Annotated in this window: 22 protein-coding genes; 8 read left to right on the forward strand and 14 right to left on the reverse strand. The window is 61.1% G+C overall.

Annotation, left to right across the window (positions count from 1 at the left end):
- Window positions 1–162 precede the first annotated feature (162 nt).
- From JFT66_RS14060 to JFT66_RS14070, 3 genes are all read right to left on the reverse strand, one after another.
- On the reverse strand, window positions 163–2,406 hold the full coding sequence (locus JFT66_RS14060) for a TonB-dependent receptor (protein WP_198859452.1): 2,244 nt from the start codon (window positions 2,404–2,406) through the stop codon (window positions 163–165).
- A 298-nt stretch (window positions 2,407–2,704) separates the two neighbouring features.
- A complete protein-coding gene (locus JFT66_RS14065; RefSeq protein WP_198859453.1) occupies window positions 2,705–3,766 on the reverse strand; it encodes an ABC transporter substrate-binding protein in 1,062 nt (353 codons plus the stop codon).
- A 12-nt stretch (window positions 3,767–3,778) separates the two neighbouring features.
- Window positions 3,779–4,909 carry an LLM class flavin-dependent oxidoreductase gene (locus JFT66_RS14070; protein WP_198859454.1) on the reverse strand — a complete coding sequence of 377 codons (1,131 nt, stop codon included), beginning with the start codon at window positions 4,907–4,909 and terminating at the stop codon, window positions 3,779–3,781.
- Between the two features lie 265 nt (window positions 4,910–5,174).
- Here JFT66_RS14070 and JFT66_RS14075 point away from each other — a divergent pair, with 265 nt between their 5' ends.
- A complete protein-coding gene (locus JFT66_RS14075; protein ID WP_198859455.1) occupies window positions 5,175–5,924 on the forward strand; it encodes a class II aldolase/adducin family protein in 750 nt (249 codons plus the stop codon).
- Window positions 5,925–6,022: 98 nt separating this feature from the next.
- Here the strand turns inward: JFT66_RS14075 and JFT66_RS14080 are convergent, their stop codons facing one another.
- The 3 genes from JFT66_RS14080 to JFT66_RS14090 form a co-directional block, all read right to left on the reverse strand.
- Window positions 6,023–7,066: an alpha/beta fold hydrolase gene (locus JFT66_RS14080; protein WP_198859456.1), complete on the reverse strand. Its 1,044-nt coding sequence runs from the start codon at window positions 7,064–7,066 to the stop codon at window positions 6,023–6,025.
- Between the two features lie 94 nt (window positions 7,067–7,160).
- Window positions 7,161–7,619, reverse strand: a complete 459-nt coding sequence (locus tag JFT66_RS14085) for an N-acetyltransferase (protein ID WP_198859457.1) — start codon at window positions 7,617–7,619, stop codon at window positions 7,161–7,163.
- A 475-nt stretch (window positions 7,620–8,094) separates the two neighbouring features.
- Entirely contained in the window at window positions 8,095–9,018 is a 924-nt protein-coding gene (locus tag JFT66_RS14090) for a LysR family transcriptional regulator (RefSeq protein WP_198859458.1), read from the reverse strand.
- A gap of 143 nt (window positions 9,019–9,161) precedes the next feature.
- Here JFT66_RS14090 and JFT66_RS14095 point away from each other — a divergent pair, with 143 nt between their 5' ends.
- Window positions 9,162–10,007: an SDR family NAD(P)-dependent oxidoreductase gene (locus JFT66_RS14095; RefSeq protein WP_198859459.1), complete on the forward strand. Its 846-nt coding sequence runs from the start codon at window positions 9,162–9,164 to the stop codon at window positions 10,005–10,007.
- A 160-nt stretch (window positions 10,008–10,167) separates the two neighbouring features.
- Window positions 10,168–11,691, forward strand: coding sequence for a sensor domain-containing diguanylate cyclase (locus JFT66_RS14100; protein WP_162524876.1), 1,524 nt, complete (start codon window positions 10,168–10,170; stop codon window positions 11,689–11,691).
- Window positions 11,692–11,727: 36 nt separating this feature from the next.
- Here JFT66_RS14100 and JFT66_RS14105 read toward each other — a convergent pair whose 3' ends face one another.
- Window positions 11,728–11,877: a hypothetical protein gene (locus JFT66_RS14105; RefSeq protein ID WP_198859460.1), complete on the reverse strand. Its 150-nt coding sequence runs from the start codon at window positions 11,875–11,877 to the stop codon at window positions 11,728–11,730.
- 49 nt (window positions 11,878–11,926) lie between these two features.
- Window positions 11,927–12,352 carry a helix-turn-helix domain-containing protein gene (locus JFT66_RS14110; protein WP_198859461.1) on the reverse strand — a complete coding sequence of 142 codons (426 nt, stop codon included), beginning with the start codon at window positions 12,350–12,352 and terminating at the stop codon, window positions 11,927–11,929.
- Window positions 12,353–12,433: 81 nt separating this feature from the next.
- Here JFT66_RS14110 and JFT66_RS14115 point away from each other — a divergent pair, with 81 nt between their 5' ends.
- The 3 genes from JFT66_RS14115 to JFT66_RS14125 all read left to right on the forward strand — a co-directional run bounded on the left by JFT66_RS14115 (window position 12,434) and on the right by JFT66_RS14125 (window position 14,892).
- Complete coding sequence (locus JFT66_RS14115) at window positions 12,434–12,922, forward strand: DUF2938 domain-containing protein (protein ID WP_198859462.1); 489 nt, start codon at window positions 12,434–12,436, stop codon at window positions 12,920–12,922.
- A 137-nt stretch (window positions 12,923–13,059) separates the two neighbouring features.
- On the forward strand, window positions 13,060–13,974 hold the full coding sequence (locus JFT66_RS14120) for a tetratricopeptide repeat protein (RefSeq protein ID WP_198859463.1): 915 nt from the start codon (window positions 13,060–13,062) through the stop codon (window positions 13,972–13,974).
- A 72-nt stretch (window positions 13,975–14,046) separates the two neighbouring features.
- On the forward strand, window positions 14,047–14,892 hold the full coding sequence (locus tag JFT66_RS14125; RefSeq protein ID WP_198859464.1) for a DNA/RNA non-specific endonuclease: 846 nt from the start codon (window positions 14,047–14,049) through the stop codon (window positions 14,890–14,892).
- A 6-nt stretch (window positions 14,893–14,898) separates the two neighbouring features.
- On the opposite strand, the gene JFT66_RS14130 is transcribed toward JFT66_RS14125, so the two are convergent.
- The 6 genes from JFT66_RS14130 to JFT66_RS14155 all read right to left on the reverse strand — a co-directional run bounded on the left by JFT66_RS14130 (window position 14,899) and on the right by JFT66_RS14155 (window position 20,799).
- Window positions 14,899–15,138 carry a hypothetical protein gene (locus tag JFT66_RS14130; RefSeq protein ID WP_034119107.1) on the reverse strand — a complete coding sequence of 80 codons (240 nt, stop codon included), beginning with the start codon at window positions 15,136–15,138 and terminating at the stop codon, window positions 14,899–14,901.
- Entirely contained in the window at window positions 15,135–15,392 is a 258-nt protein-coding gene (locus tag JFT66_RS14135; protein WP_034119108.1) for a DUF6555 family protein, read from the reverse strand. The genes JFT66_RS14130 and JFT66_RS14135 overlap by 4 nt, the downstream gene beginning before the upstream one ends.
- Before the next feature lie 140 nt (window positions 15,393–15,532).
- Window positions 15,533–16,873: a c-type cytochrome gene (locus tag JFT66_RS14140; RefSeq protein ID WP_198859465.1), complete on the reverse strand. Its 1,341-nt coding sequence runs from the start codon at window positions 16,871–16,873 to the stop codon at window positions 15,533–15,535.
- Window positions 16,874–16,889: 16 nt separating this feature from the next.
- On the reverse strand, window positions 16,890–19,139 hold the full coding sequence (locus JFT66_RS14145; RefSeq protein WP_198859466.1) for a xanthine dehydrogenase family protein molybdopterin-binding subunit: 2,250 nt from the start codon (window positions 19,137–19,139) through the stop codon (window positions 16,890–16,892).
- Window positions 19,139–19,594: a (2Fe-2S)-binding protein gene (locus JFT66_RS14150; protein WP_153872303.1), complete on the reverse strand. Its 456-nt coding sequence runs from the start codon at window positions 19,592–19,594 to the stop codon at window positions 19,139–19,141. Before JFT66_RS14150 ends, JFT66_RS14145 begins: the two co-directional genes overlap by 1 nt.
- Window positions 19,595–19,863: 269 nt before the next feature.
- Window positions 19,864–20,799: a LysR family transcriptional regulator gene (locus JFT66_RS14155; protein WP_198859467.1), complete on the reverse strand. Its 936-nt coding sequence runs from the start codon at window positions 20,797–20,799 to the stop codon at window positions 19,864–19,866.
- A 109-nt stretch (window positions 20,800–20,908) separates the two neighbouring features.
- Here JFT66_RS14155 and JFT66_RS14160 point away from each other — a divergent pair, with 109 nt between their 5' ends.
- Window positions 20,909–22,408 (forward strand): CoA-acylating methylmalonate-semialdehyde dehydrogenase, encoded by a 1,500-nt coding sequence (locus tag JFT66_RS14160; protein WP_034119191.1) that lies wholly within the window; start codon window positions 20,909–20,911, stop codon window positions 22,406–22,408.
- A 176-nt stretch (window positions 22,409–22,584) separates the two neighbouring features.
- Window positions 22,585–23,361 (forward strand): ABC transporter substrate-binding protein, encoded by a 777-nt coding sequence (locus JFT66_RS14165; protein WP_034119113.1) that lies wholly within the window; start codon window positions 22,585–22,587, stop codon window positions 23,359–23,361.
- Window positions 23,362–23,382 lie beyond the last annotated feature (21 nt).

The following is a 23,382-nucleotide window of genomic DNA, read 5'->3' on the forward strand; positions in this document are numbered from 1 at the left end:
TGCAGCTTGTATGCCAAGCCTCGAGGCCCGGCAAACACGGGTGGGTGAGGGGTACCGCGCTGCTGCGCGTGCAGCGCGTTGCTGGAGCACTGCTGCCAGGGCAGCAATCAGGCCGGGACGGGCAGCTGGCGACGTGCCGAAGAGGACGTCTTCATGGGCGGCTCAGAACTTCGCCGTGACGGTGACACCTGCCGTGCGTGGGTCACCAAACGCGGCCCAGTACGGTGCGCTGCCGCGATTGAGGGACAAGCCATGGGTCTGGTAGTGCTTGTCGGTGAGGTTGTTGACGAAGCCGGTGATGTTGTATTTCTCATCGGCCGTGGTGTAGCTCAAGTGCGCATTGCTGACGGTGTAACCGCCCTGGTTGAGCCAGGTCCACTGCGACTGCTGGTAGGCCGAGATGAAGTACTCCTTGCTTTGGTAGCGCAGGTCGCCGCCCAGCACCAGGGAGCCGGGAATGTCCAGCGCGAAGCGGTAGTCGGCACCTAGCGCATAGGTGTGGCGCGGCGCGCGGATAAAGCTGTTGCCTTTCCACAAGTCGCCGGTGAACTCACTGCTGAACAGCGATGCGGCCAATTGCAGGTGCAGGTTGTCGGTGGCCTGGGCTTCCAGTTCGAACTCCGCACCACGGGCCTTGCCCTCGGCGCCGTTGGTCAGCAACGACACCAGGCTGCCGCTGGTGGTGGTCGTGGTGGCGCTGACCTGCATGTCCTTGTAGTCGTAGTAGAAGACGTTGGCGTTGGCGTGCACACGGCCGTTGAGCCACTCGGACTTGAGCCCCAGCTCATAGGAGTTGAGGGTCTCCGGCTGTACCGTACTCAACTGCTCCAGGCTGCTGGACAGCCCGGTGTTGAACGCGCCAGAGCGGAAACCCTTGGCGTAGCGTGCGTACACCCTCAGGTTATCGTTGATACGGTATTCCGGGGTCAGGTCGTAGGTCACCGCACTCCAGGTCTTGTTGCGGCGGGCGTTGCCGTTGGTGGTGATGCCTGCGCCCGTCACGTCCACCGGGTTTTGCAGGGAGCCGGCGTCCCACCAGTCGTCACTGAAGTTGCTGCCGGTGGTTTGCACCAGGTCCAGGTCGATGTCTTTTTTCTCACGGGTCCAGCGCAGGCCGCCAGTCACGGTGAACTGGTCGGTGAAGTCGTAGGCGAGGTTGCCGAACAGCGCGTAGCTGGTGTTCTTGTGATCGAACGAGGTACCGGTGTAGCTCGCTTCTGAAGCGCCGGCATCCGGCAGCGCCGAGGTGGCGCCGGCGCTTTGCAGGTCTTCGTGGAAGACATGCGTGCCGAGGATCCAGCGCAGGGTTTCGCTGGTGGGGGAGGCGATACGGAACTCCTGGGAGTACTGGCGCCAGCGGTTGTTGGTATAGCTGCGACCGCTTTCTACTGGAGACAGGTCATCGTCGCCGATAGCCCGTTGTTTGGTTTCGTCGTAGGCACTGATCGATGTCAGGCGGTAGTCGCCCAAATCGTAGTTGAGGGTCAGGGACGTGCCGGCGTGTTCGATCTTCGATTTATTGTCGACGTTGCTGTCGATGTAGCGTCGATCCGGGTTACTGCGGCTATAGCCGCCCAGCCACGGGAACCGACCCACCGGTAACAGGCCCGCCGCGGTGCCGCGGGTCTGGCTGTCATGCAGGCTCCACAGCGCGGTGAGGTCGGGGTTGAACTTGGCGAGGAACTGCAGGCGTACGGCTTTGTTGTCGACGCGGTCGTAATCCTTGTCGTCGTAGACGTTCTTGATAAAACCGTCGCGCTCCTTGGAGTACAACGACACGCGTGCAGCCAGGCGGTCTTCCACCAGGGTGCCGCCGAGTGCGCCATTGACGATCTTCTCGTTCTTGCTGCCGTAGCCGAGGGTCGCGTAGCCGTCGTTTTCGAAGGTCGGCTTTTTGGTCAGGATATTCACCGCGCCGCCAGTGGTGTTCTTTCCGTACAACGTGCCTTGTGGTCCGCGCAGGATTTCGATGCGGTCCAGGTCGAACAGCGGGTCACCACCGGCCAGCGGTGCGTTGAGGTAGACGTCGTCGACATACACACCCACCGGGAACACGGTGGCTGCGCCCTGATCGCCGGTGCCGACGCCGCGAATGTACCAGCGCGGTCGCGCATCGCCGTCGGGGTTGTTGGCCTGGGCGTTAGGTACGAATTGGATGGCTTTGCCGATGTAGTCGGTACCGGTCTGGCCAAGGGTTTCCCCTGACACTGCACTGACGGCGTTGGCGATGTCCTGCACACTTTCTTCGCGGCGTTGGGCGGTGACCGTCACCGATTTCAACGTCGGTGCCGTGTCCTGTTCTGCGGCGGGTGTTTGTTCCTGCGCCAGTGCAGGCAGGCTGTGCCACGTGCCCGCCAAGGCCGTGGCCAGCCAGATGCTGCGGGTAATCCTGTTAATGCGGTGCATAACCCCTCCGAAAGTAATTTACCTGTCACTTTTCGGTTTGCTTAAGTTGTCTTTTAAATGCGCTGCAAACCTTGAAAGTAACTCTGTATAGCAGGGGGTATGCCAAGTTATTGGTGTGATCTAACATCATGTTTTAATTGGATTAATTTTTTAATTCTGGCGTGAGTTTCTGACTCGGTCGAATGGAGTGCTGCCCCAGCAGCAGCGCGTCAGCAAGGGCTGTTTTAAATTCCGACAAGGCGCGTTTAGTCAGGCAAAGAAAAGGCCGGTAAACCGGCCGAGAATGCGTGCTGTGCAACTAGATGGACAATTTTGACGTGGCCCCCAGCACGCTTTCCAGTACGCTGAAATCAATCCAGTCACGCACATCGAAACGCCGTGGAATGAACTGCCAGCGCTGCAGGAAATCGGTGAAGTCCTGCAGTGCCAGGATCGACTGTTCATCGAGCATGGTGCGTAAGCGTCGATGGGCATCTTCGCCGTAGGCGGTGGCGACCCAGTACTCACTGGTGTTGAGTTCGCGGGCGAGGAATTGACGGGTTTTTTCGGGGTTGGCCCAGGCCCATTGCTCCGCGCGCAACACGCAATCGACGATGGTTTCTGCCGCGTCGAAATGATGCTCCAACAAGTGCCGGTCTACGGTGAGGGTACGGGGTGTACCGTTATTGGAGCGGATCATCGGGTCGGGGTGGGAGCCGGTGTCGATGACGATGTGCAGGCCGAACTCATCGGCCAATTGCACGGCGTGGGCGCCCTTGAGAAAGATCGCATCAATGTCCCCGCGCAGCAGGCCGATCAATTCATTGTTGCGTCGCTGGGTGCGATTGAAGCCGAACGACACCTGGGCGCCGTGGACGTGGCGTACTTGTTCGTCGCTGTAGGTGCCGCCATAGGGGTAGTCCACCAGGTCCACATCGCTGACGCTCATACCTTCGAGCTTCAGTGCATTCTCCAGGCCACGCAGGGCCTGGGCACGGGTGAAATCGATTTGCACATTGGCCCACTTGGGGATGCCAAAACGGCGGTGTTTGAGGTCGCGGACGGTTTTGACCCCGCTTTCGACCGTAGTCAGGATCAGTTGTACTTCGTCGCTCCACGACAGTCCCAGCAGGCGTGTGTCGCTGCCGTTGGCATAGGCCCAGATCGCCGGGATGTTGCCGCCATGGCGGACCGAATTGGGCAGGTGATGGTCGAAGTGCGCTTCGCGAATATCCCGTTCACTGGACTCGCGCAGCGCCTGGATATTCGTGCCCGTTGGCAGGAACGCTTCGGCCAGGCGTCCGGATTCCACGGCAATGCCCAGCCCGGTCGGGACGGGGCTGTGGGTGTACCAGAGGGTGTCGAGAGGTGTTTGGCTCATGGTCATCCTTGTTCAGCGCGAAGGGCGGTCTTGCACCAGTGGCAACACTTCCTGGCCAATGCGCAAGGCTTCTTCCAGGTGTGGGTTGCTGGCGAGGATAAAGGTCGAGAAGCCCGCGTCACGGTATTCGACCAGGCGTTCGGCGACATTCTCATGGCTGCCCACCAGGCCCACGGTCGGGCCGGGCTTGGCCTTGGCGAAGCCGGCCCACAGGTTGGGGCCGATGATCAGGTCTTCGAAACGATCGACATTCTGGTGATAGGCCGTCTGGCGTGCAGCCCCCACCGAATCGGAGCCACCGACGAAGGCCTTGGCCTCGCTGCTGCCGCGATTACCCACGGCATCGAATTGACGACGTAGATCGCGCCAGGCGGCTTCTTCGGTTTCCCGGGCGAACAGGTCGACCCGCAGGCCGAAGCGCACTTCGCGGCCCTGCTGGGCCGCGCGTTCACGCACGCGCTCCATGTGTGGCTTGAGGGTGTCCAGGGGCTCGGCCCAGTTCAGGTACACATCGGCGTGCTTGGCGGCCACATCCAGGGCCGGCTCGGAGAAACCGGAAAAATAGATGCCGGGCTTGCGCTCATCGCGTAGGCCGGGGGGCAGGGAGCCTTTCTCCAACTGGTAGACCTGGCCTTCATAGGAGAACTGCTCGTGCTCCCACAGGCCCTGAATGATGTCGAGGAATTCCCCGGTGCGGCGGTAGCGCTGGTCATGGTCGAGGAAGTCACCCTGGGCACGCTGGCTGGCAGGGTTGCCACCCGTGATGATGTTCCAGTCCAGGCGGCCGTGGCTCAAGTGCTGAAGGATGGCAGCCTGTTGCGCGGCATAGGCGGGAAGCGTCCAGGTGGCCTGGAAGGCAACCAGAAAGCGGATGCGTCGGGTCTCCCGGGCCAGGGCCGCGGCGACGATCCACGGCTCGGGGCCGGTGGGCAACAGTGCGCCTTCAAAGCCGGCCAACTCGGCGGCTTTGGCCACTTGGGCGATGTAATCGATGTAGGTAAAACCGTCAGGCTGACCGTTGGGTCGATGGCCGGGCGCGATATGCCCTGGGCTTAAATTGAAGCTGCCGCGATTGTGCAGGTCTGTACTCAATTGCTGGCCGTCGGTGCCCAAGGGCAGCCGCCAGAAAAACTCCGTGCTCATGCAGACTCCGAAACGAAATGGAAATAGCGTGGCTGTTAAAGCCTGATAGCAACGCTCATGCCATGCCCGGGCATTGGCGTAATCACGCGCCCGATCCTGATGCTTGCCGGGCGAGGTGCTGCTGTGGCAGCAGTCGGTCAGCAGGGGCTGCTGGAGATTCAACAGTCACCGCCCGCCACAGGCCGCAGAGCCTGGCCTGACGGCGGTGGCACAACTCGTGCTCTGGCTTTGCAGGTGACTATTTCTGAGCATGGAGTTGAATAAATTGAGCCAGATTGCCTCGTTGAGTGAAGCCGTACTGCAACAAGTCGAACAGACCAAGCGCGACACCGCGAAGATCTTCAGGGTCTTGAAAGAGACCCGCACGCTGACCGCGACCAATACCTTCCAGGCCCATGTTCGTGTGCCTGGCACTGATCTGCTGATTGTCGTGGCCACCCCTGGGCCCTGGGATGATGACCAGGGTATCCGCGCCGTGGTCGCCAGTTATGACGGCGTGGTGCATCTGGATGAGTTCCTGCCCGTGGGCACGCCACTGAGTGAAAGCCGCCAGGGTGGCGGTGGCCGGCGCTACGCAGCGGTGTTTCGCGAAGCACCCCAGGTCAATGTGGTGATCCATGTGCACACGCCGTACCTGGGTGGCTGGGCCGCCGCGCACAGGGTGTTCCCGCTCAACTATGCAGCGGCGCAGCGCGTGACGCTCGCTCGCGAACTACCGGTGTATATCGACCGGCGTCAACCGGAGTCGGGGTTCATTCTCGATGCGCTCGCCGCCGACCCTCATGTGCCTGCGGTGCTGGAAGCCAATGGCGGCGCGACGTTCTTTGGGCCGCGCCTGTTGCAATCGGCGCGGTGGATCCTGCTGTTTGAAGAGGGGGCCTACTTCCAGGCCTTGGGGGAAAACCTGGGTGGCGTGCAGCCGTTCGGCGAAGGTGTGCTGGAGCAGCAGTGGCGCATGACGGGATTGTGGGAGGAAGGGCGCAAGCTGATTCAGCACCAGCGTGCCTCGTCTTGAATACAGCGTGCGCCTTCTGATCTGTTCAGGGCCGCGCCATGGTATCGGGTGGTACAGGTATGGTCAGGCCGATGGCTTTGCTTTGGACAAACGCATCGTCATAGTTGATACGACGAGGGTCGTGATTCCCACTTTCTATTCTTCAGCCAGGTGCTGATGGCTTCAACGAGCTCTGTCTTGCATTCCACCGGCAGCCAATGCCCGCCGGACAGGCTCGTCACGGTGAGGTCTGTGCAGGCTTCACGCATGGGGTCGCCCAACGGGTTGCCCTTGATAGTATTCATCGGGTCGTAATCGCCGTTCACAAACAATACGGGCAATGATATGCGGCCGCCACTGGGCGCTCGGTGGGCATACTCGATGTTGGCATCGTCGTTGAGATACCACGCGCAGGGGGCGCGGAAACCATGGGCCTCGAAACTGCGCACCAGTGCCGCAAAGTCCGCTTGCGGCCAGAGCGCGAGGTCGGGTTGGGTAGGTGGGGCACGGTGCGCTTGGCCGAACCGCCCCCCTTTGCGGGTCACTTGAGCATTTGATGCAACCTTGCCGATGCTCGCCGGGTCGCCTCGTCGATAGATCGACGCCAGCGAAGCGGCTTTATCCGCATCCAGATCAGCGACGGCGGACGCAAAGTGCGTGTTGTAGTAGCGGTAATAGTCCCATTGACCGTCTGGATACTGATCCACCGGATAGATCGTTCGGTCAACCAGCGGGACGAGCGTGGGCAGTGCGTTCGTGGAGGGGAAGTACGGGACCGAAATCAACACGACGCCGCGGCTGCGCTGAGGTTCATGAGCGACCAATTCACCCGCCACCACGCTGCCCCAATCATGGCCCACCCAGATGGCGGGCATTGCACCGAGATGGTCATGAAGTTCTGCCATGTCGGCCACGATGTTTTCAAGGGTGTACGCATCGGTGAGGGCTGGTGCAGAAGAGCCACCATAGCCGCGCATGTCGGGTGCGACGCAATGCCAGCCTTCGGCAGCAAACGCTTCTAGCTGTGCGCGCCAGATCAGGCTCAGCTGCGGCCAGCCGTGCAGGAACATCATCAATGGCCCCTCGGCAGGTCCCATCTCTACATAATGCGTCGTATGGCGTGGCGTGCAGAAGACACGCGAGGTCAACCCGGAAGTGGACACAGTAGCTCTCCATTCTACGCCGGCCGATAAACGCCAGGCGCCAACACTATACTGAGCGGTACGTTGGGTCGTTTGTTCCCGTCTTATAATGCCTTCACTTCCTACGAGCGCGACGTTCCGCTATAGCTCGAGCAACCCAGCGCATGACCTTCTCCATGTGACCGGTGTGTTCATCCCGTTGTTCATTGAGTACCACAAAGCCTTGCTGCTCATAGAAACGAATGCTGGGCGTATTCGCGCAATACACGCTCAACTGTAGAGCTGTCTTGCCCGCCTTCGCGTCCGCGAGCAACTGCGTGCCGATGCCGCGCCCTTGATGCTCAGGTGATACGAACAGTGCCGCAATGGTATCTGCGTGGACGGAGCAGAAACCGACGGGTATCGCGTCTGCCTCGAACACTCGTGTCATGGCGCTGGGCAGGTATACCTCGCGCATGGCGTCCAGTTGCTCATGCCAGAATGTGGGGGCTATGAAGTGATGGGCCTGGATTGATGCTCGCAACCAAATGTCCAGTACAGCGTCCAGGTCTGCGTTTTGTAAGTCACGAATCATGAGGTCTCAACGATTGAGTTATGAGCGAGGCATTGTGCCATAGCGGGCTCTGCGCAACTGGCTGGCTAACCCTGGGCCAGGCGTCCTGCGCGACCAGCCCACGACCACTGCGCCAATCAGCAAGTTTCTGCCTTATTGGTTTTGGTGACGCGTGCGGATCACTCGCAGCGTGGTCAAAACGGCAAGTACCGGTGCGAAGGCGAACACGCCAAACAGCCAGCCAGCTGCGTTTGCCATGCCAGGGATACCACCGGGCTCCGTAAGCCCGGCAAGATTTGCCACCATTCCTGCCAGTGCAGCGCCGAGCGGTGGCGAACAACTGCACGGTGGTAATCGACGACGCCACCAGGGCTTTACACTCGGGAAGTGCTGCGCAGGATTGCCGTGATCAAGGTCGCGATCCCGGTGATCATTTGAGCAAGTTGCCATGCCGTTGCTGAGTCACTTTCGGCCAGCGCGCTTTCATGTGTAAGCGCTACCCGCCAGCGCAAAAGCGCGGGGAGACGTTGGCATCGAGCAAGGCGATGAAGCTGGCTATCAGCGGTGATTCGTTGTGGCGGTTCCAGTTCAGATACAGGCCGATGGCCGGGTTGGGCGCATCGGTCACCCTGGCGATCCGGCGAAACACAACCTTGTCGCGCATGCCTGAATGGGCAATCGACTCGGGTACCAGGGCGACACCGAAGCCACAGCCTACCAAGCCGACCAGGGTGTGGAGCTGCGCGGCCTCCTGCACCACTTTTGGGTAAAAACCGGCGGCTTCACACAAGGCGATCAACTGGCTGTGGTAACCGGTGCCCAGGGCGTGAGGGGTGAATACGAAGTCCTCCCCGGCGAAGTCCCTCAAGTCGAGCGGGCCATCCTTGGCCCTGGGGTGATGGGCAGGCAGCGCCAGGACGATCTCCTCATCCAGCAGCAGGCGTGTCTCGACGTTCTGCGCCGCCACCGGCAACTTGCGCATGAGGGCAATATCCGTTTCCCCCGCCACAAGGGCCTTGGCCTGGCTGGAGGAAGGCATTTCCTTGATGTTCAATTGGACCTTGGGAAAGGTCTCGCGAAACTGGCGCAGGCTACTGAGCAGCGATTCGTAATAGGCGATCGACACCGCGGTCACCGTCAGTGTGCCGGCGATACCTTCGGATACCTGGCGTGCGTGTTCGATGCCCAGCTCCAGCTCGCTGAGGGTGCGATAGGCTGCATGCTGAAATGCAGCGCCGGCCGGGGTCAGCGTGACTGCGCGTTTGTTGCGGGTAAACAGGCTGAATCCCAGCTTGTCTTCCAGGCGATGGATAGCTTGGCTCAGTGGCGGCTGGGCCATGTGCAAGCGAAGGGCCGCCTTGTGAAAGTGCAACTCTTCAGCCACGGCGATGAACTGGCGCAGCAGGCGGGTTTCGATCATTTCTTCTGTTCCTTCATTTGAATTGATCAGTGTGCTGGTGAGGCGCATTGATAGGCACCAGGTATCAATGTGCGCCGCCGTTAGTATTAAACAACGTAAAGGCACCTCGTTAAGGTGGGAGGGCACTCAAGAGGAAACAGCCAATGAACTTTACAGGAAAAACCGCCGTTATAACCGGAGCTGGCCGAGGCTTGGGTTTCAGTTACGCACAAGCGTTGGCCAGGCTGGGCGCCAATGTGGTGATCAGTGATATCGGCGCGGATAACCTGGGTGCTGGAGGCGATAGCTCCATTGCCATGGACGCTGCACACACCCTCAGCAGCAAGGGGTACAACGTGGTCGGGCATCACGGTGACCTGTCCACCGAACAGGGTTGCCAACAATTGGTAGCGAAGGCCATCCAGACGTTTGGCCAACTCGATATCTTGATTCACAACGCCGGTTGGGTCGGCTACCAGCCCATTGAAGAGGCCGATGCAACCTTCATCAACCGCGCGGTGGATATCAACATCTATGCGCCCGTGTGGTTATGCAAACATGCCTGGAAGTACCTCAAGCACTCTACTGCCGCCCGGGTGGTGCTGACGACCTCTGACCGTGCGATGTACGCGCACTATGCACAATCGGGCCTGGTAGCGTATGCCGCTGGCAAGATGGCGCAACTGGGCATCATGAATGCATTGAGCATGGAGGGCGGCCCGGTGGGCATCCTGGTCAATGCCGTATCGCCGGTGGCCAAGACGCGCATGTGGGGCGTGACCGGCGAACCGGAAAACCTCAAGCCCGAATGGGTGACGCCTGGGGTTGTCTTTCTGGCGTCGCAGCAATGCCGGGACAGCGGTTATGTACTGCGCGCCAGCAACGGCCAGTTTACGGCGACGCGGTTTGTCGAAAACCCAGGTGTTGACTACCCGGTCGATCTGGCCCGGGTAAAAGCCGCCACTGCCGAGCAGGTTGCCCAGCTTTGGGACCACATCAAGGAGCGTTGAACACGCCTGCCCAAGAGGTTCTCCGTGTTTTTCGGCCTGCCAGGCTGATGCAACCTCGGCAGACTGCTTGTATGCTTGCGCCCCGGAACATGTGCCCGCGGTGAGTGCTGGCGCTTGCACGATGGCTGGATCGGAAACCGGACTGCCTTAAGGGACTGACGTGAAGCGTGATATCCGCCTTGTGATGCTGTTGCTGTTGGTGATTGGCTGTTCCCTGACCTCGCTGACCATCTGGAAAGTCCTGTCTTCCCGTGACCGAGCGCTGGCAGAGGTGAACATTCATGGTTTGAACCTGACTCAGGCACTCACGACCTATACCGAAGGTATCGTCCGGCAAAGTTCGCTGTTGTTGCTCGGGTTGGTCGAGCGCCTGGAAACCGAAGGCAGTGGCCCGGCGCAAATCCAGCGCATCAGTGCGTTGATCGGTCGACAGCAGCCGCTGATGCCGCAACTCAGTGGCATCACCGTTTATGACCATCATGGCCGCTGGTTGATGTCGTCCAATCGACCGATTCCGCAGGGTGCCAACAGCAGCGATCGCGCCTATTTCATTCATCATCGCGATGATCCGAGCCGTGAACCTTTCATCGGCCCGCCGATTCGCAGCCGTGCCAATCAGGAATGGGTGGTCACCGTCAGCCGCCGTTTCAATGACGCACAAGGTAAGTTCGCCGGGGTCGTCGCCGTCACGCTGGGGGTGGAAAACTTTCTGCGGGTGTTCGGCAAGCTCGATGTAGGCCAGGAAGGGGCGATCGGCTTGTCCTACGCCGACGGCACGTTGCTGGTGCGTTATCCCTTCCGTGAACAGGACATGGGCCGCAACTTTTCCAAGTCGCCTATCTATACCCAGTATCTCGTCGACCAAACGGTCGGCACCGCCGCGTACACCTCAAGCCTGGACGGTGTGGAGCGGCTCTATGCCTTCCGCAAAAGCGAGACCCTGCCACTGATCACCACCGTCGCGTTGGGCAAGCACGAAGCCCTCGCGGCGTGGCGTATCGAGGCGGCGCTGTCAGCGGTCGTGGTGGCGGGGCTGCTGGGGTTGACCGGGTTGATCGGCGGGTTCCTGATTCTGGATATCCGCCGACGTACTGCGGCGGAAGAGGCGTTGCGCGTCGCCCAGCAACAGTTGCTCGACTCCAATCGGCAATTGGCGCAATTGGCGAAGAAAGATGCGCTGACCGGCCTGGCAAACCGCCGCTGCTTCGACGAAACCCTGGCCCTTGAAGCGCGACGGGCGCAGCGCGAGGGTACGTCGCTGGCGTTGCTCATGATCGATATCGACCATTTCAAACGGTTCAACGATGCCTGTGGTCACGTCGCTGGAGATGCTTGCCTGCAAGCGGTCAGCATACTGTTGGAGACGAGTGTGCGGCGGCCGTCAGACCTGGTGGCGCGTTATGGCGGAGAGGAAATGGCGATCATCCTGCCTGCCACTGACAATGAAGGCGCGGTGGTGGTCGCGCGGCGGATCCTCGAGCGTCTGCAGCACGAAAACATTCGGCATCCCAGCAGCCCGCTCGGTTACGTGAGTGTAAGTATCGGTATTGCGGCGGGCAGGGGCTCACGGCTGGAGCCGGCGCTGGGTTTGATCGAGGCGGCCGATGCGGCGCTTTACCGTGCGAAGGCTGCCGGGCGCAATGGCTTTTCCCTGCAGCCCTCGGGAGTTGCTTCGGACGGCTGAAAACGGCCTGTACCGATGTGCTTGCCGGGTCGCCGTTCACATCCCAAGTGTTGGCATCGTGAGTTCGCCGCATTCCATGAGTTGGCCGGCTGAGACTTGTAGATGTTCTGTGGGTTTGGCCGCATAGCCAGCGATGAAGCCGACGCTGAGCAGCGTAAGGCATAGGGCGGCTTTAATCAGGATCATGGGAATGGTTCTCACATCGGGTCGAAAGGGTGAACCACAGATTGTGAATTCAAGAAAAGGTTCCTGGGTGGCGGACAGTACCGCGCTTGAAGGCCCCCGCGGCGGCGATTTTGAGCAGCCTTCGAAAGTTCGGGCATTGCGCGTGGTTGGGCGCAGGGCAGGCGGCGGCGTGACGTAAACCGCGACTCATAGCCTTCAACTGTTTGATCGTCGCATCAATCTCGTCGGCCTTGGCCCGCAGCACGGTTCTATCCACCTCGGCCTGGCCATTGGGCGACAGCATGGCCTGTATCTCATCCAGCGACAGGCCACCTGCCTGGCCGAGTGCGATCACCGCCAACTGCTCAACCACCGCCGCTGCAAACTGGCGACGAGCACCCGGTGGGCTGATCGATGTGATCAAGCCTTTCTTCTCATAGAAACGCAACGTGTGGGCAGGCACGCCCGTGCGTTTGACGACCTCGGTGATATCCATTGGCAGACCATTGACTTGAAGTTGACTTCAACTTCTATGATGCCTGTGCAGGTTCAATGGGTCCATGAATAAGAGGTCGATATGGCAGCGCTGGAAGTGGTTGCACAGGTTGTGTTGTTGGGAGCAGGGGCCACCCTTGTGATGGATATGTGGATGGTGCTGATGAAGGCCCTTGGCGTTCCAACCCTGAATTTCGCGTTTGTGGGACGTTGGGTCGGTCATGCGTGCCAAGGCAGGTTCACGCATTCCAGCATCGGGCACGCATTACCCGTTCGCGGTGAGGTGGCCCTGGGCTGGATCGCCCACTACGTCACCGGTGTGGTTTTCGCGCTGGTGCTGGTGTGGGTTGAAGGGGTTGCGTGGCTGCAGGCACCCACCTTTGTGCCGGCATTGGTGTTGGGTGTAGTGACCGTAGCCGTCCCGCTGTTGGTGATACAGCCGGCCATGGGAGCGGGGTTTGCCTCCTCCAAAACGCCGACGCCGGGCAAGAATTGCTTGCGCAGTCTGATCAACCATGGGGTGTTTGGTGTGGGCCTCTATCTGGCTGCGCTGGTGATTGCCTGGGCGTAGGGGGCGACGATAGAGGCGTGCAGGCGTCGGTATCAGACATTGCTGGCGAACCGCTTTCATTGGTGTAAAGGCCCGCTTCGACTTGCAAGTTGATGGCATAATGCCTTGTTTTCTTTTCAAACGGATGCATGGACGCTATGTTCAAAACCCTCACCCTCCTATTGCTTTTCACCGCCATTACGGGCTGCCAGAGCCTGTTCCGCCCCGCCGACTATGACACCTCGCTCGTCGGCTTTCGCTGCCTGTGGATCGCCCCCCAGAAGCCGTTCGACCCAGACAACCTGCGTTACATCGAGCGCTACGCCGGTTATGGCAATGCCACGTGCAAGGCGGTGTTGGGCAAGCTGTATCAGGAAGGGGGATATGGCGTCGTTCAAGACTTCAGCGAAGCCCACGCGCTGTTCGTCGAGGCCGCCAAGCTAGATCCGTCTATGAATGTGCTCTTGGGGCAGATGGCTGAACGCGGCGAAGGTGAGCCGGTGGACTACGTCAAGGCGCGTGAGTTCTATCGTCGCTCGGGAAAGGGCGCCGCGTTGCAGCTGGGGCGTTTTATGGAAGAGGGCAAAGGTGGCCCGCAGGATTTGCCTGGCGCGCTAGCCGTGTATTTGGACGCGGTCGAATACTGCCGCGATGATGCCTGGGAAGCGATGAACCGTTTGCGAAAGGCAGGGCAGCCGCTCAATGACGCCCAGGCCAAGCGTTATCGACAGCTTTGGCTGACAGCTTTCATCAGGTTGCAGACACGGCGTCTGGCGGTGGGGGAAGTGTTCGAGGCCGTGAATGCCACGGGGGCCGTCAAGAACGTGACGTTGTCCTACCGCTTCAAGTCAGACAGTGGCATACCTCAGGTGACGATGATCAAGGGCTCGGGCGATGCCAATGTGGATCAGTGGATCATGAAGGCAGCGGCGCGGATCACCCTGGGTGACTCGGCGCCACTGACTGACAGTTCGGGCGAGTTGGAGATCAAGGCGCCGCTGGTCTTCTCACCGCAAGACTCGCAACACAAGCCATACCTGGATTGGATATGTGGCAGGAAACGCTGCGCTTGATCGGCGTGCGAAGAAACCGCATCCGTCGAGGCCAATTATCGTTGTCAATGATTCACCCAAAGGAGTAACACCATGCAAGGAAGCAAGCAGTGCAAGTACCTGGCGTTTTTGTTGATCCCACTCATCGCCGCCTGTACTACACCCACACGCCAATCCGCGGTCACCACTGAGCCACAACAGGCACTACCGTTCGATAACTGTGCAGTCGGCTGCCCCACCGGTGGCAGCCCGCTGACGTTGAACCGCCAGGCATACACGCTGAACAACAATGGCTCGACCAAGTTTGCCAACTGGGTGTCGTACAAAATCACCAAGGGCACCCCGGCCAGCGGGCGCTCGCGTGACTGGCGGACCGACCCGGATATCCCCGCCGCAGAGACGCTCGACCCGGTGGATTACAACGGCGCCAACGTTGCGCTCAAGGTCGACCGCGGGCATCAGGCCAATCTGGCGTCGATGGCTGGAGTTGCCGACTGGCAAACCCTTAATTACCTGTCGAACATCACCCCGCAGAAGGCCGATCTCAACCAGGGGCCGTGGGCGCGCCTGGAAGACCAGGAACGCAACCTCAGCAAAGCACCCGGCGTCGAGCAGGTATATGTCGTCACCGGGCCGCTGTACGAGCATTTTGTCGGCACGTTGCCGGGGACGAACAAGGTGCACACCATTCCCAGTGGCTACTGGAAAATCATCGTTGTGGGCAGTTCACCTGAAACGGGCCTGTATGCCTCCTTTGTGATGAACCAGGAAACGCCCAAGGGCGCAGACTTCTGCAATTACCAAGTCACCATCGATCACATCGAAGAGCGCTCTGGGCTGACGTTCTGGAGCACCCTGCCGCAGGCGGTGCAGGCCACGCTGAAGTCCAGACCGGGGCAGTTGCCGAGCCGGATCGGCTGTAAATCAACAGGCGCCTGAGGCGGGTTATTTTCCCATCGCACGCTGGATGCGCATCCATTCTCGATAAGCCGCAGTACGGTGCGTATCTGCGGTTTTCTTCGCCTCGGTGAAGAGCGCCCAGGTAGCCGCATCGCCGCTGTAGGACTCGATGATTTGATAAGCCTGGGCCTCCAGGCGATCAGCTTCGAAGAACATCTGGGTGTTGTACGCTATTTCGTCGTCCCACGTCCGTGTTGGGGTGGGATCAAGCACGCGACTGTTCATGATGTGAGGCCCTCCGCCCACTGGATCTGTGCCGCGCGGCACCAGCGCACATCGGTAATGCCGTACTTTTCCGCCATCGGTTTGGACACACGCTTGAGTGTGTGTTGACCGAACCTGGGGATAACCGCCACGCCGGCATCACAACTTGCCCAATGCCAGGCCTCGGCGTTATTCATCAGTGGCGCGCGCAGGATGAAGGACTTGGGCTTACCGTGAAGTTGGTATTCGATTGTAAAGAGATCGTTGGTGTTCATGAGGCCTCCCTATGCTCATGAAGTACAGATAATTGACGTCAAAGAAAATTCCAAAAATTGTTGGACAAGGCGATGGGCGTGAATGCCCGCCCCCATGCAGAGTATGGGAGCGAGCGGTAAGCGCCGTTATGAGGGGCGTCTCAGCGCATATGCAGGATGATCGGGCTGCTGCTGGCCGGGTCGGTGTGCCCTCGCAGTTTGCCGACCGCCTTGGCGTCGACCGCGCCGCCCTGGTTGCCCCAGGTGCTGCGCACGTAGGTCAGGACCTGGGCAATTTCGTCGTCGGACAACTGCTCGCGGAACGCCGGCATACGGTATGCATCGGGCAGGCCGGCAGTCACCACCCGTTGGGAGCCATTGAGAGTGATGTTGATCGCGGAGGCGTTTTCCTTGGCCAACGCCGACGTGGCACCGGCCAGGGGCGGCATCCATTCGGGTTGGCCTTTGCCGTCGAGGCCGTGGCAGGAGGCGCAGCGGGTCGCATAAGTGAGGGCGCCGGGAACATCCTGGCTCGCCGCCACCGCCTGATACTGCCAGGGGCTGCCATCACGCTGCGGGTCGCCGGGCAGTGACTTGAGATAACGGGCGATAGCGGCCAGGTCGTCGTCAGCCATGAACTGCGTGGAGTTGTTGAACGCTTCGGTCATCGAACCGTAAACCACTGCATGGGCATTGCGCCCAGTCTTGAGGAACTGCACGATCTGCGCCTCACTCCAGCGGCCCAGGCCGGTGTTGTGGTCCTGGCGCAGGCTCGGCGCGTACCAGCCATCGAGCAGGGCGCCGGCAAGGAAGGGCGCGCCGGACTCATCCAAGGCTTTCTCGTTGAAGGCCAGGCCGCGCGGCGTATGGCAACTGCCGCAATGGCCGGGGCCCTGGACGATATAGGCGCCACGGTTCCACAGCGCATCCTGGCCGGGCTTGGCTGCATAGGTCGCGGTGGGCGCGAAGACACCGTTCCACAGGGCGATGGGCCACCGCATATTGAGCGGCCAGGGAATATCGCTGGGGATGTTGGGCGGGTTGGCCGGTTGGACGCCTTTCATGAAAAACGCGTACAGCGCCTTCACGTCGTCGTCGCTGAGCTTTACATAAGACGGGTAGGGCATGGCCGGATACAGCCGCCGCCCGCCCGGCGCTACACCATGGCGTACGGCGCGGTCGAAGTCGGCCAGGCTATAGGTGCCAATGCCATGCTCGCGGTCGGGGGTGATATTGGTGGCGTGGATCGCCCCCAGTGGGGTGGCCATTTCCAGGCCACCGGCGAAGGGCTGCTTGCCAGCCAGGCTGTGGCAGGCCACGCAGTCACTCACGCGCGCGACGTATTCGCCGCGACTGACCAATGCAGGGTCGAAACTCGTGGCCTGTTGCTGTTCAAAAGGCGAGGCGGGCTGGCGCGTGACGTACCAGGCCAGCAGGCCTGCGGCGACCACGCAGGGCAGCACCAGCCACCCTGCGGTTCTTGCGAATCGGCGGTTGTTCATGGGCGTTCCTTGTCGGTTAGCTGAAGGTGTAGCGGCTCAATGGCAGGCTGCGGATACGCTGGCCGGTCAACTGCGCCACCGCATTGGCCACGGCCGGCGCCACTGCGGGCAGCGGCGGTTCGCCGATACCGCCCATCTTTTCGCCACTCTCGACAATCCGCACATGCACCCGTGCCATCCGTGCAGGCGGCAGCACCGGGTAAAGGTCGTAGTTGCGTGCCCGTGGCTTGCCGTCCACGTACACCGCTTCCTCCATCAGCGTTTGCGACAGCCCCAGGGCCACGGCGCCGTTGACCTGGGCTTCGATGATCGCCGGGTTGACGATGCTGCCTGGGTCGATGGCCTGCCAGATGTCATGCACCTTGACCTGGCCGTTTTCAATCGACACTTCGGCGATCACCGCCGCGTGAGAGCCAAACGGCGACGCCATGGCCACGCCACGGGCACGTCGGCTGCCGTCTTCGGCGGTGAACGGGCCACGTTTCCAGCCACCGGACAGCTCACCCACGGCTTGCAGCAGGGTGGTCAGGCGCTGGTTATCACGTAGCAGGTGCAGGCGCAGCTCAAAGGGATCGTGGCCGCCCTTGTCCGCCAGTTCATCGAGGAACGCTTCGTAGAAGAAATCGTTGAGCGAATTGCCCACCGAACGCCAGTAGCCCAGCATGACCGGCCCCTTGACGTAGATCTGCGCGATGCGCTTGTTGGGGATTGCATAAGCCTTGCCTGACAGCCCTTCAACGGCAGTGGGGTCGACTTTTTCACCCTGTTTGCCGGCGAGGGCTTCGGTCGGGCCTTCGGTGGCGCTGATCGCCTCGATGGCCACCGGCAAGCCCTTGGCGTCGAGGCCGGCGCGGAACTTGACCACGGCTACCGGGCGCAGCACATCGCGCAGGAACTCTTCTTCGCGGCTCCAGATCAGTTTGATCGGGCGACCCACGGCCTTGGCCAGTTCAATGGCCTGGGGGTAAGGGTTGGCCGACTCATAGAGGAAATGCCGGCCAAAAAAACCGCCCAGCAACGGCGAGTGCAGGGTGATTTTCTCAGCGGCCAGACCGGTGCGCTTGGCTATGTCGTCACGGAACATATCCGGCGCCTGGTTAGGCAGCCACACCTCCAGCGTGCCGTCCGGGTTGTAGCGCGCCAGGGCCGAAGGCGGCTCCAACTGGGCGTGGTTGAGGTATTGATTGTGGTAGGTGGCTTCTACCTGGGTCTTGGCGCCGGCCAGCGCGCCGGCTACATCGCCTTCGTTTTCGTCATCGCGGGCCGGGCCTTGTTGGGCGGCGAGAAAGTCGCGGTGCTTGTCGCTGGAAAAGTCTGCCGGCATCACCCGCACTGTCGAGTCGGCAGGGGCTTCCTGCCAGTCAACCTGGATGGCCTCCACCGCACGCTTGGCGTGCCACCAGCGCTCGGCCACCACCGCCACGGCGCCGGGCAGCAGGTGCACGGAATGTACGCCGGTCATGGCCTCGACCTGGGCCTGGTTACGCAGGCTGCCCACGCTCATGCCCAGGCGCGGCGCATGCTGGACCGCGGCGTGGAGCATGCCGTCGACCTTGAGGTCGATGCTGTACTGCGCCTTGCCGGTGGATTTGTCGTAGGCATCAAGGCGCTTCACCGGCTTGCCGATCCAGCGGAACTGGCTCGGGTCGCGCAGGGTAATGGTGGCCGGGTCGGGCACCGGCATGTCCAGGGCGCGACCGGCCAACTCACCGTAACCCAGGGAGCGGCCCGACGCGGTATGCAGCACACGGCCAGGTTGTGTGGTCAATTGCGCCACCGGCACACCCCATTGTTGCGCCGCGGCTTGCAGCAGCATGGCCCGCGCCAGGGCGCCCAAGCGACGCATGGTCGGGTAGCTCATGCGCACCGACATACTGCCGCCGGTGATGCGCATACCGTTTTCCATCACCACATAGGCTTCGCCCGGTGGCGCGCTTTCGACGATGAAGGTGGACGGGTCGGCATCCAATTCTTCGCCAACGATCTGCGCCATGGCCGTGTGGGTACCTTGCCCGCCTTCCATGAACGGGCTGAGCAAGCGCACGCTGCCGTCCGGGCGAATTTCCAGGAACGCCGGCACCTGAGTGCCGCGTTCGGCGGCGCCAGCGGTGGCGGCTTGCACGCGGGCCGAGCCCAGTGGCAGGCCGAAACCAATCACCAGCGCGCCCACGGCGGTGCTGGCCAGGAAGCGGCGGCGGGACAGGTTGATCGGCTCGCCCGAAGACAGGTCGAGCAGGGCTTGAGGCAACTGGATAGGTGTGTTCATCAGACGCTCTCCTGCTTGGCCAGGTCTTGCATGGCGCTCTGGATAGCGTTGTAGGTACCGCAGCGGCACAGGTTGATCATCGCCGCTTCAATCTGCGCATGGGTGGGCGCCGGAGTGTGCTTGAGCAGCGCAGTGGCCGCCATCACCTGCCCGGACTGGCAATAACCGCATTGCGCCACCTGGCGTTCGACCCAGGTGGCCACCACCCGTTTGCCGACCTCATCGGCTTCGATGGCCTCGATGGTGGTGATTTCGCGGCCGACCACGCCCGCCACTGGGGTGACGCATGAGCGCACCACATTGCCGTCTACCAGCACCGAGCAGGCGCCGCATTGGGCCAGGCCGCAGCCGTACTTGGTGCCAGTCAGCCCCAGGTTGTCGCGGATCACCCACAACAACGGTGTGTCGGCTTCTGCATCGACTTGATAGGCCTTTTGGTTAATACGTAATTCCATGGCTCACCTGCTGATCAACGGTTGGTGGTGCTGTTTTTATCAGGGAAGTGCGGGGTGGCCTGCCCTGTTGCCGCTCATAGGCGACTTGATGTGGCGGCGGGGTTGAGAAGGGTTTTCATCTCGACTACGCGCGCATTATTGGACTCTAGACGACGGTACAAGAGGTATCTATCCCGGTAGTCGATAAGTCGGAGGATCAGGCAAGTATTCGCGAGGATTGAGCTATAGCAAGCCACCTTGTTCATTGATGCCAGCCAACCCCACCTTGATCAAACAACCCGAAACCCTCCCGCCAGCCTCTCCTTCAAATACCCCACCAACGCCGTCACTGACTTGGGCACGTGGGGCGAGTACGGCCGAATCAAATAGATCTCATCGGCAAACGCCCCCTTGAGCGTCCAACCTTTCAACACCTGCACCAACTTGCCGCTGGCCAGGGCGGCATGGGCGCTGAAGTCCGGGAGCAGGGCAATGCCCAGATGGTTGAGCGCCGCATCGCGCAGCGCCTCGCTGTTGTTGGTGGAAAAACTGCCGGCGATGGGCACGGTGACGCGCTGGGTGTTTTTGCTGCCGCGTTCGAAGGTCCAGGCAGGTTGGTCGCTGCCTCGTGGGTAGTAGAGGCAGTTATGCGCGCCGAGGTCTGCCGGTGTTCGGGGTTCGCCGTGGCGTTGCAGGTAGTCCCGGGTGGCGACCAGTACCGACGTGGTGTCGCACAGCTTCCACGCCACATGGGTTTCCGGCACCTGGAAACCGTGACGTACCGCCAGGTCGTAACCCTCGGCCGCCAGTGAACTCAGGGCGTCTGACACGTCCAGTTGAATGCGTACCTGCGGGTACTGCTGCAAGAAGCCTGAAAGGTGTGGCACCAGTTGCTGCCGGGCGAACGCTACCGGCGCGGTCAGGCGCACCCGCCCGCGAATTTCGCCGACGGAGTCGCGCACCGAGGAAAAGCTGCGGGCGATCTGCGCGTAGGCGCTGCGTACCTCGCGGGTCAATGACAGCCCAGCCTCGGTCAGCCGCACGCTGCGGGTGGTGCGGGTGACCAGGCGCGTGCCGGTGGCCTTTTCCAGGTCGGAGATGCGCTGACTGACCGCGGACTTGCTTACGCCCAGGCGCGCGGCGGCGGCGGTGTAGGTGCCTTGTTCCTCCAGCACCGACAGCCAGTGAATGTGGGTCCACAGCCCCTCGATCTCAGCTTTTTCCATGATCGTATTGTTCGCCTGCAAGGACAATAAGTTCTGGATTCTGCTCTGGTTTGGAACAAATCTAAAGCCTATCGTGTGCTCCAACGCTACCCACCTGGGATCCATTGCCATGACCACAACCATTGAGCACTACATCAACGACCAGCGCGTGAGCCGCGATGATCGTTATCAGGACGTCTACAACCCGGCCACCGGTGAAGTGACCGGGCGCGTCGCACTGGCCAGCCGCCAGACCGTCGCCGAAGCCGTCGCCGCTGCCCAGGCCGCATTTTCCGGTTGGGCCGACACGCCGCCGATCCGCCGCGCCCGTGTGTTGTTCGAATACTTGCACCTGCTGCGTGAGCGCAAGGACGACCTGGCGCGCATCATCGTCGCCGAGCACGGCAAGGTGTTCACCGATGCCCAGGGCGAAGTCGACCGTGGCATCGACATCCTCGAATTCGCCTGCGGCATTCCCAACCTGCTCAAGGGCGAGCATTCCGACCAAGTCTCCCGTGGCATGGACAACTGGACCCTGCGCCAACCCTTGGGCGTTGTCGCCGGTGTTACTCCATTCAACTTCCCGGTGATGGTACCGATGTGGATGTACCCCATCGCCATCGCCGCGGGTAACACCTTCATCCTCAAGCCCAGCCCGACCGACCCGAGCGCCGCGCTGTTCATGGCCGAGTTGCTGCGTGAAGCCGGCTTGCCCAAAGGCGTGTTCAACGTGGTGCAAGGCGACAAGGAGTCGGTGGACGCACTGATCGAACACCCCGACGTCAAGGCCGTGAGCTTTGTCGGCTCCACGCCTATCGCCCAGTACATCTACGAGACCGGCGCGCGCCACGGCAAGCGCGTACAGGGCCTGGGCGGTGCAAAAAACCATATGGTGGTGATGCCCGATGCGGATATCGAGCGTACCGTCGATGCCCTGATGGGCGCCGCCTATGGCAGTGCCGGCGAGCGCTGCATGGCAATCTCGGTGGCGGTGCTGGTGGGGGATGTGGGGGACAAAGTCATTGCAGCCTTGACCGAGCGCGCCAAGACCCTGCGCATCACCGATGGCCGCGATTTGAAAGCCGAGATGGGCCCGATCGTGTCCCGGGCGGCGCTGGAGCGCATCAGCGGCTATATCGAGCAGGGCGTACAAGCCGGCGCGCACTTGCTGCTGGATGGCCGTGACTACGTGCCAACCGAGCCGGGCCTGGAAAACGGCTTCTGGCTCGGCGCCACGCTGTTCGACCACGTGACCCAGGACATGAGCATCTACCGCGAAGAGATCTTCGGCCCGGTGCTGGCCTGTGTGCGCGTCAACGATTTCGCCGAGGCCGTGAAACTGGTCAACGACCACGAGTTCGGCAACGGCGTCAGTTGCTTCACCCGCGACGGTAACATTGCCCGCGAGTTCGCCCGGCGTATCGAGGTGGGCATGGTCGGCATCAACGTGCCGATCCCGGTGCCGATGGCCTGGCATGGTTTTGGTGGCTGGAAGAAGAGCCTGTTCGGTGACATGCATGCCTACGGCACTGAGGGCGTACGTTTCTACACCAGGCAGAAGTCGATCATGCAGCGTTGGTCGGAGAGCATTGAGCAAGGCGCGGAGTTTGCGATGCCAGTCTCCAGGTAAAGTTTAAGCTACGCCGCAGAACCTGATGTGGGAGGGCTCAAGCCTCTCCCACATTTTTTTTTGCCTGTTGACGGCAAATGACATAAAAGTCCAGTATGGAATTATAAGTACAAAACAGTTGCTGCACATTTTTCTTCACTCTTGCCAAACCAACAACAACCCGCGAGAACCCGATCATGAAGAAACGCCACCTCATCCCCGCCCTGGCCCTGAGCTTGTTCGCCGCCAGCCATCTGTTGGCCGCCGAGAAAACCTTGCGTATCGGCATCGAGGCCGCTTACCCACCGTTCGCGTCCAAGACTCAAGACGGCAAGATCGTCGGTTTCGACTACGACATCGGCAACGCCCTGTGCGCGCAAATGAAGGTCAAGTGCGTGTGGGTGGAAGGTGAGTTCGACGGTCTGATTCCGTCCCTCAAGGTCAAGAAAATCGACATGGCCCTGTCATCAATGACCATCAACGAAGACCGCAAGAAGTCGGTGGATTTCACCCACAAGTATTACTTCACCTCCTCACGCCTGGTGATGAAAGACGGCGCGGTGGTGGATGACCAATACGCCAGCCTCAAGGGCAAGAACGTCGGCGTACAGCGCGCCACCACCACCGACCGTTATGCCACCGAGGTGTTCGAGCCCAAGGGCATCCACGTCAAGCGCTACAGCAATAACGAAGAAATCTACATGGACCTGGCAGCCGGGCGCCTGGATGCGATCTTTGCCGACACCATCCCCTTGAGCGACTTCCTGTCGATGCCACGCGGCCAGGGCTACGCCTTTGTCGGCCCGGAACTCAAGGACCCGAAATACGTGGGCGAGGGCTCGGGGATTGCCGTGCGCAAGGGCAATACGGCGTTGGTCAGCGAGTTGAACGCCGCCATCGACGGCATACGTGCCAGTGGCGAGTACCAGAAGATTTCCCAGCACTACTTCAAGTCCGATATCTACGGCGACTGAGGATCACGGCAGCGAACTGTT

The sequence above is a fragment of the Pseudomonas sp. MF6755 genome, from assembly GCF_016405635.1.
GTDB lineage: Bacteria > Pseudomonadota > Gammaproteobacteria > Pseudomonadales > Pseudomonadaceae > Aquipseudomonas > Aquipseudomonas haemolytica.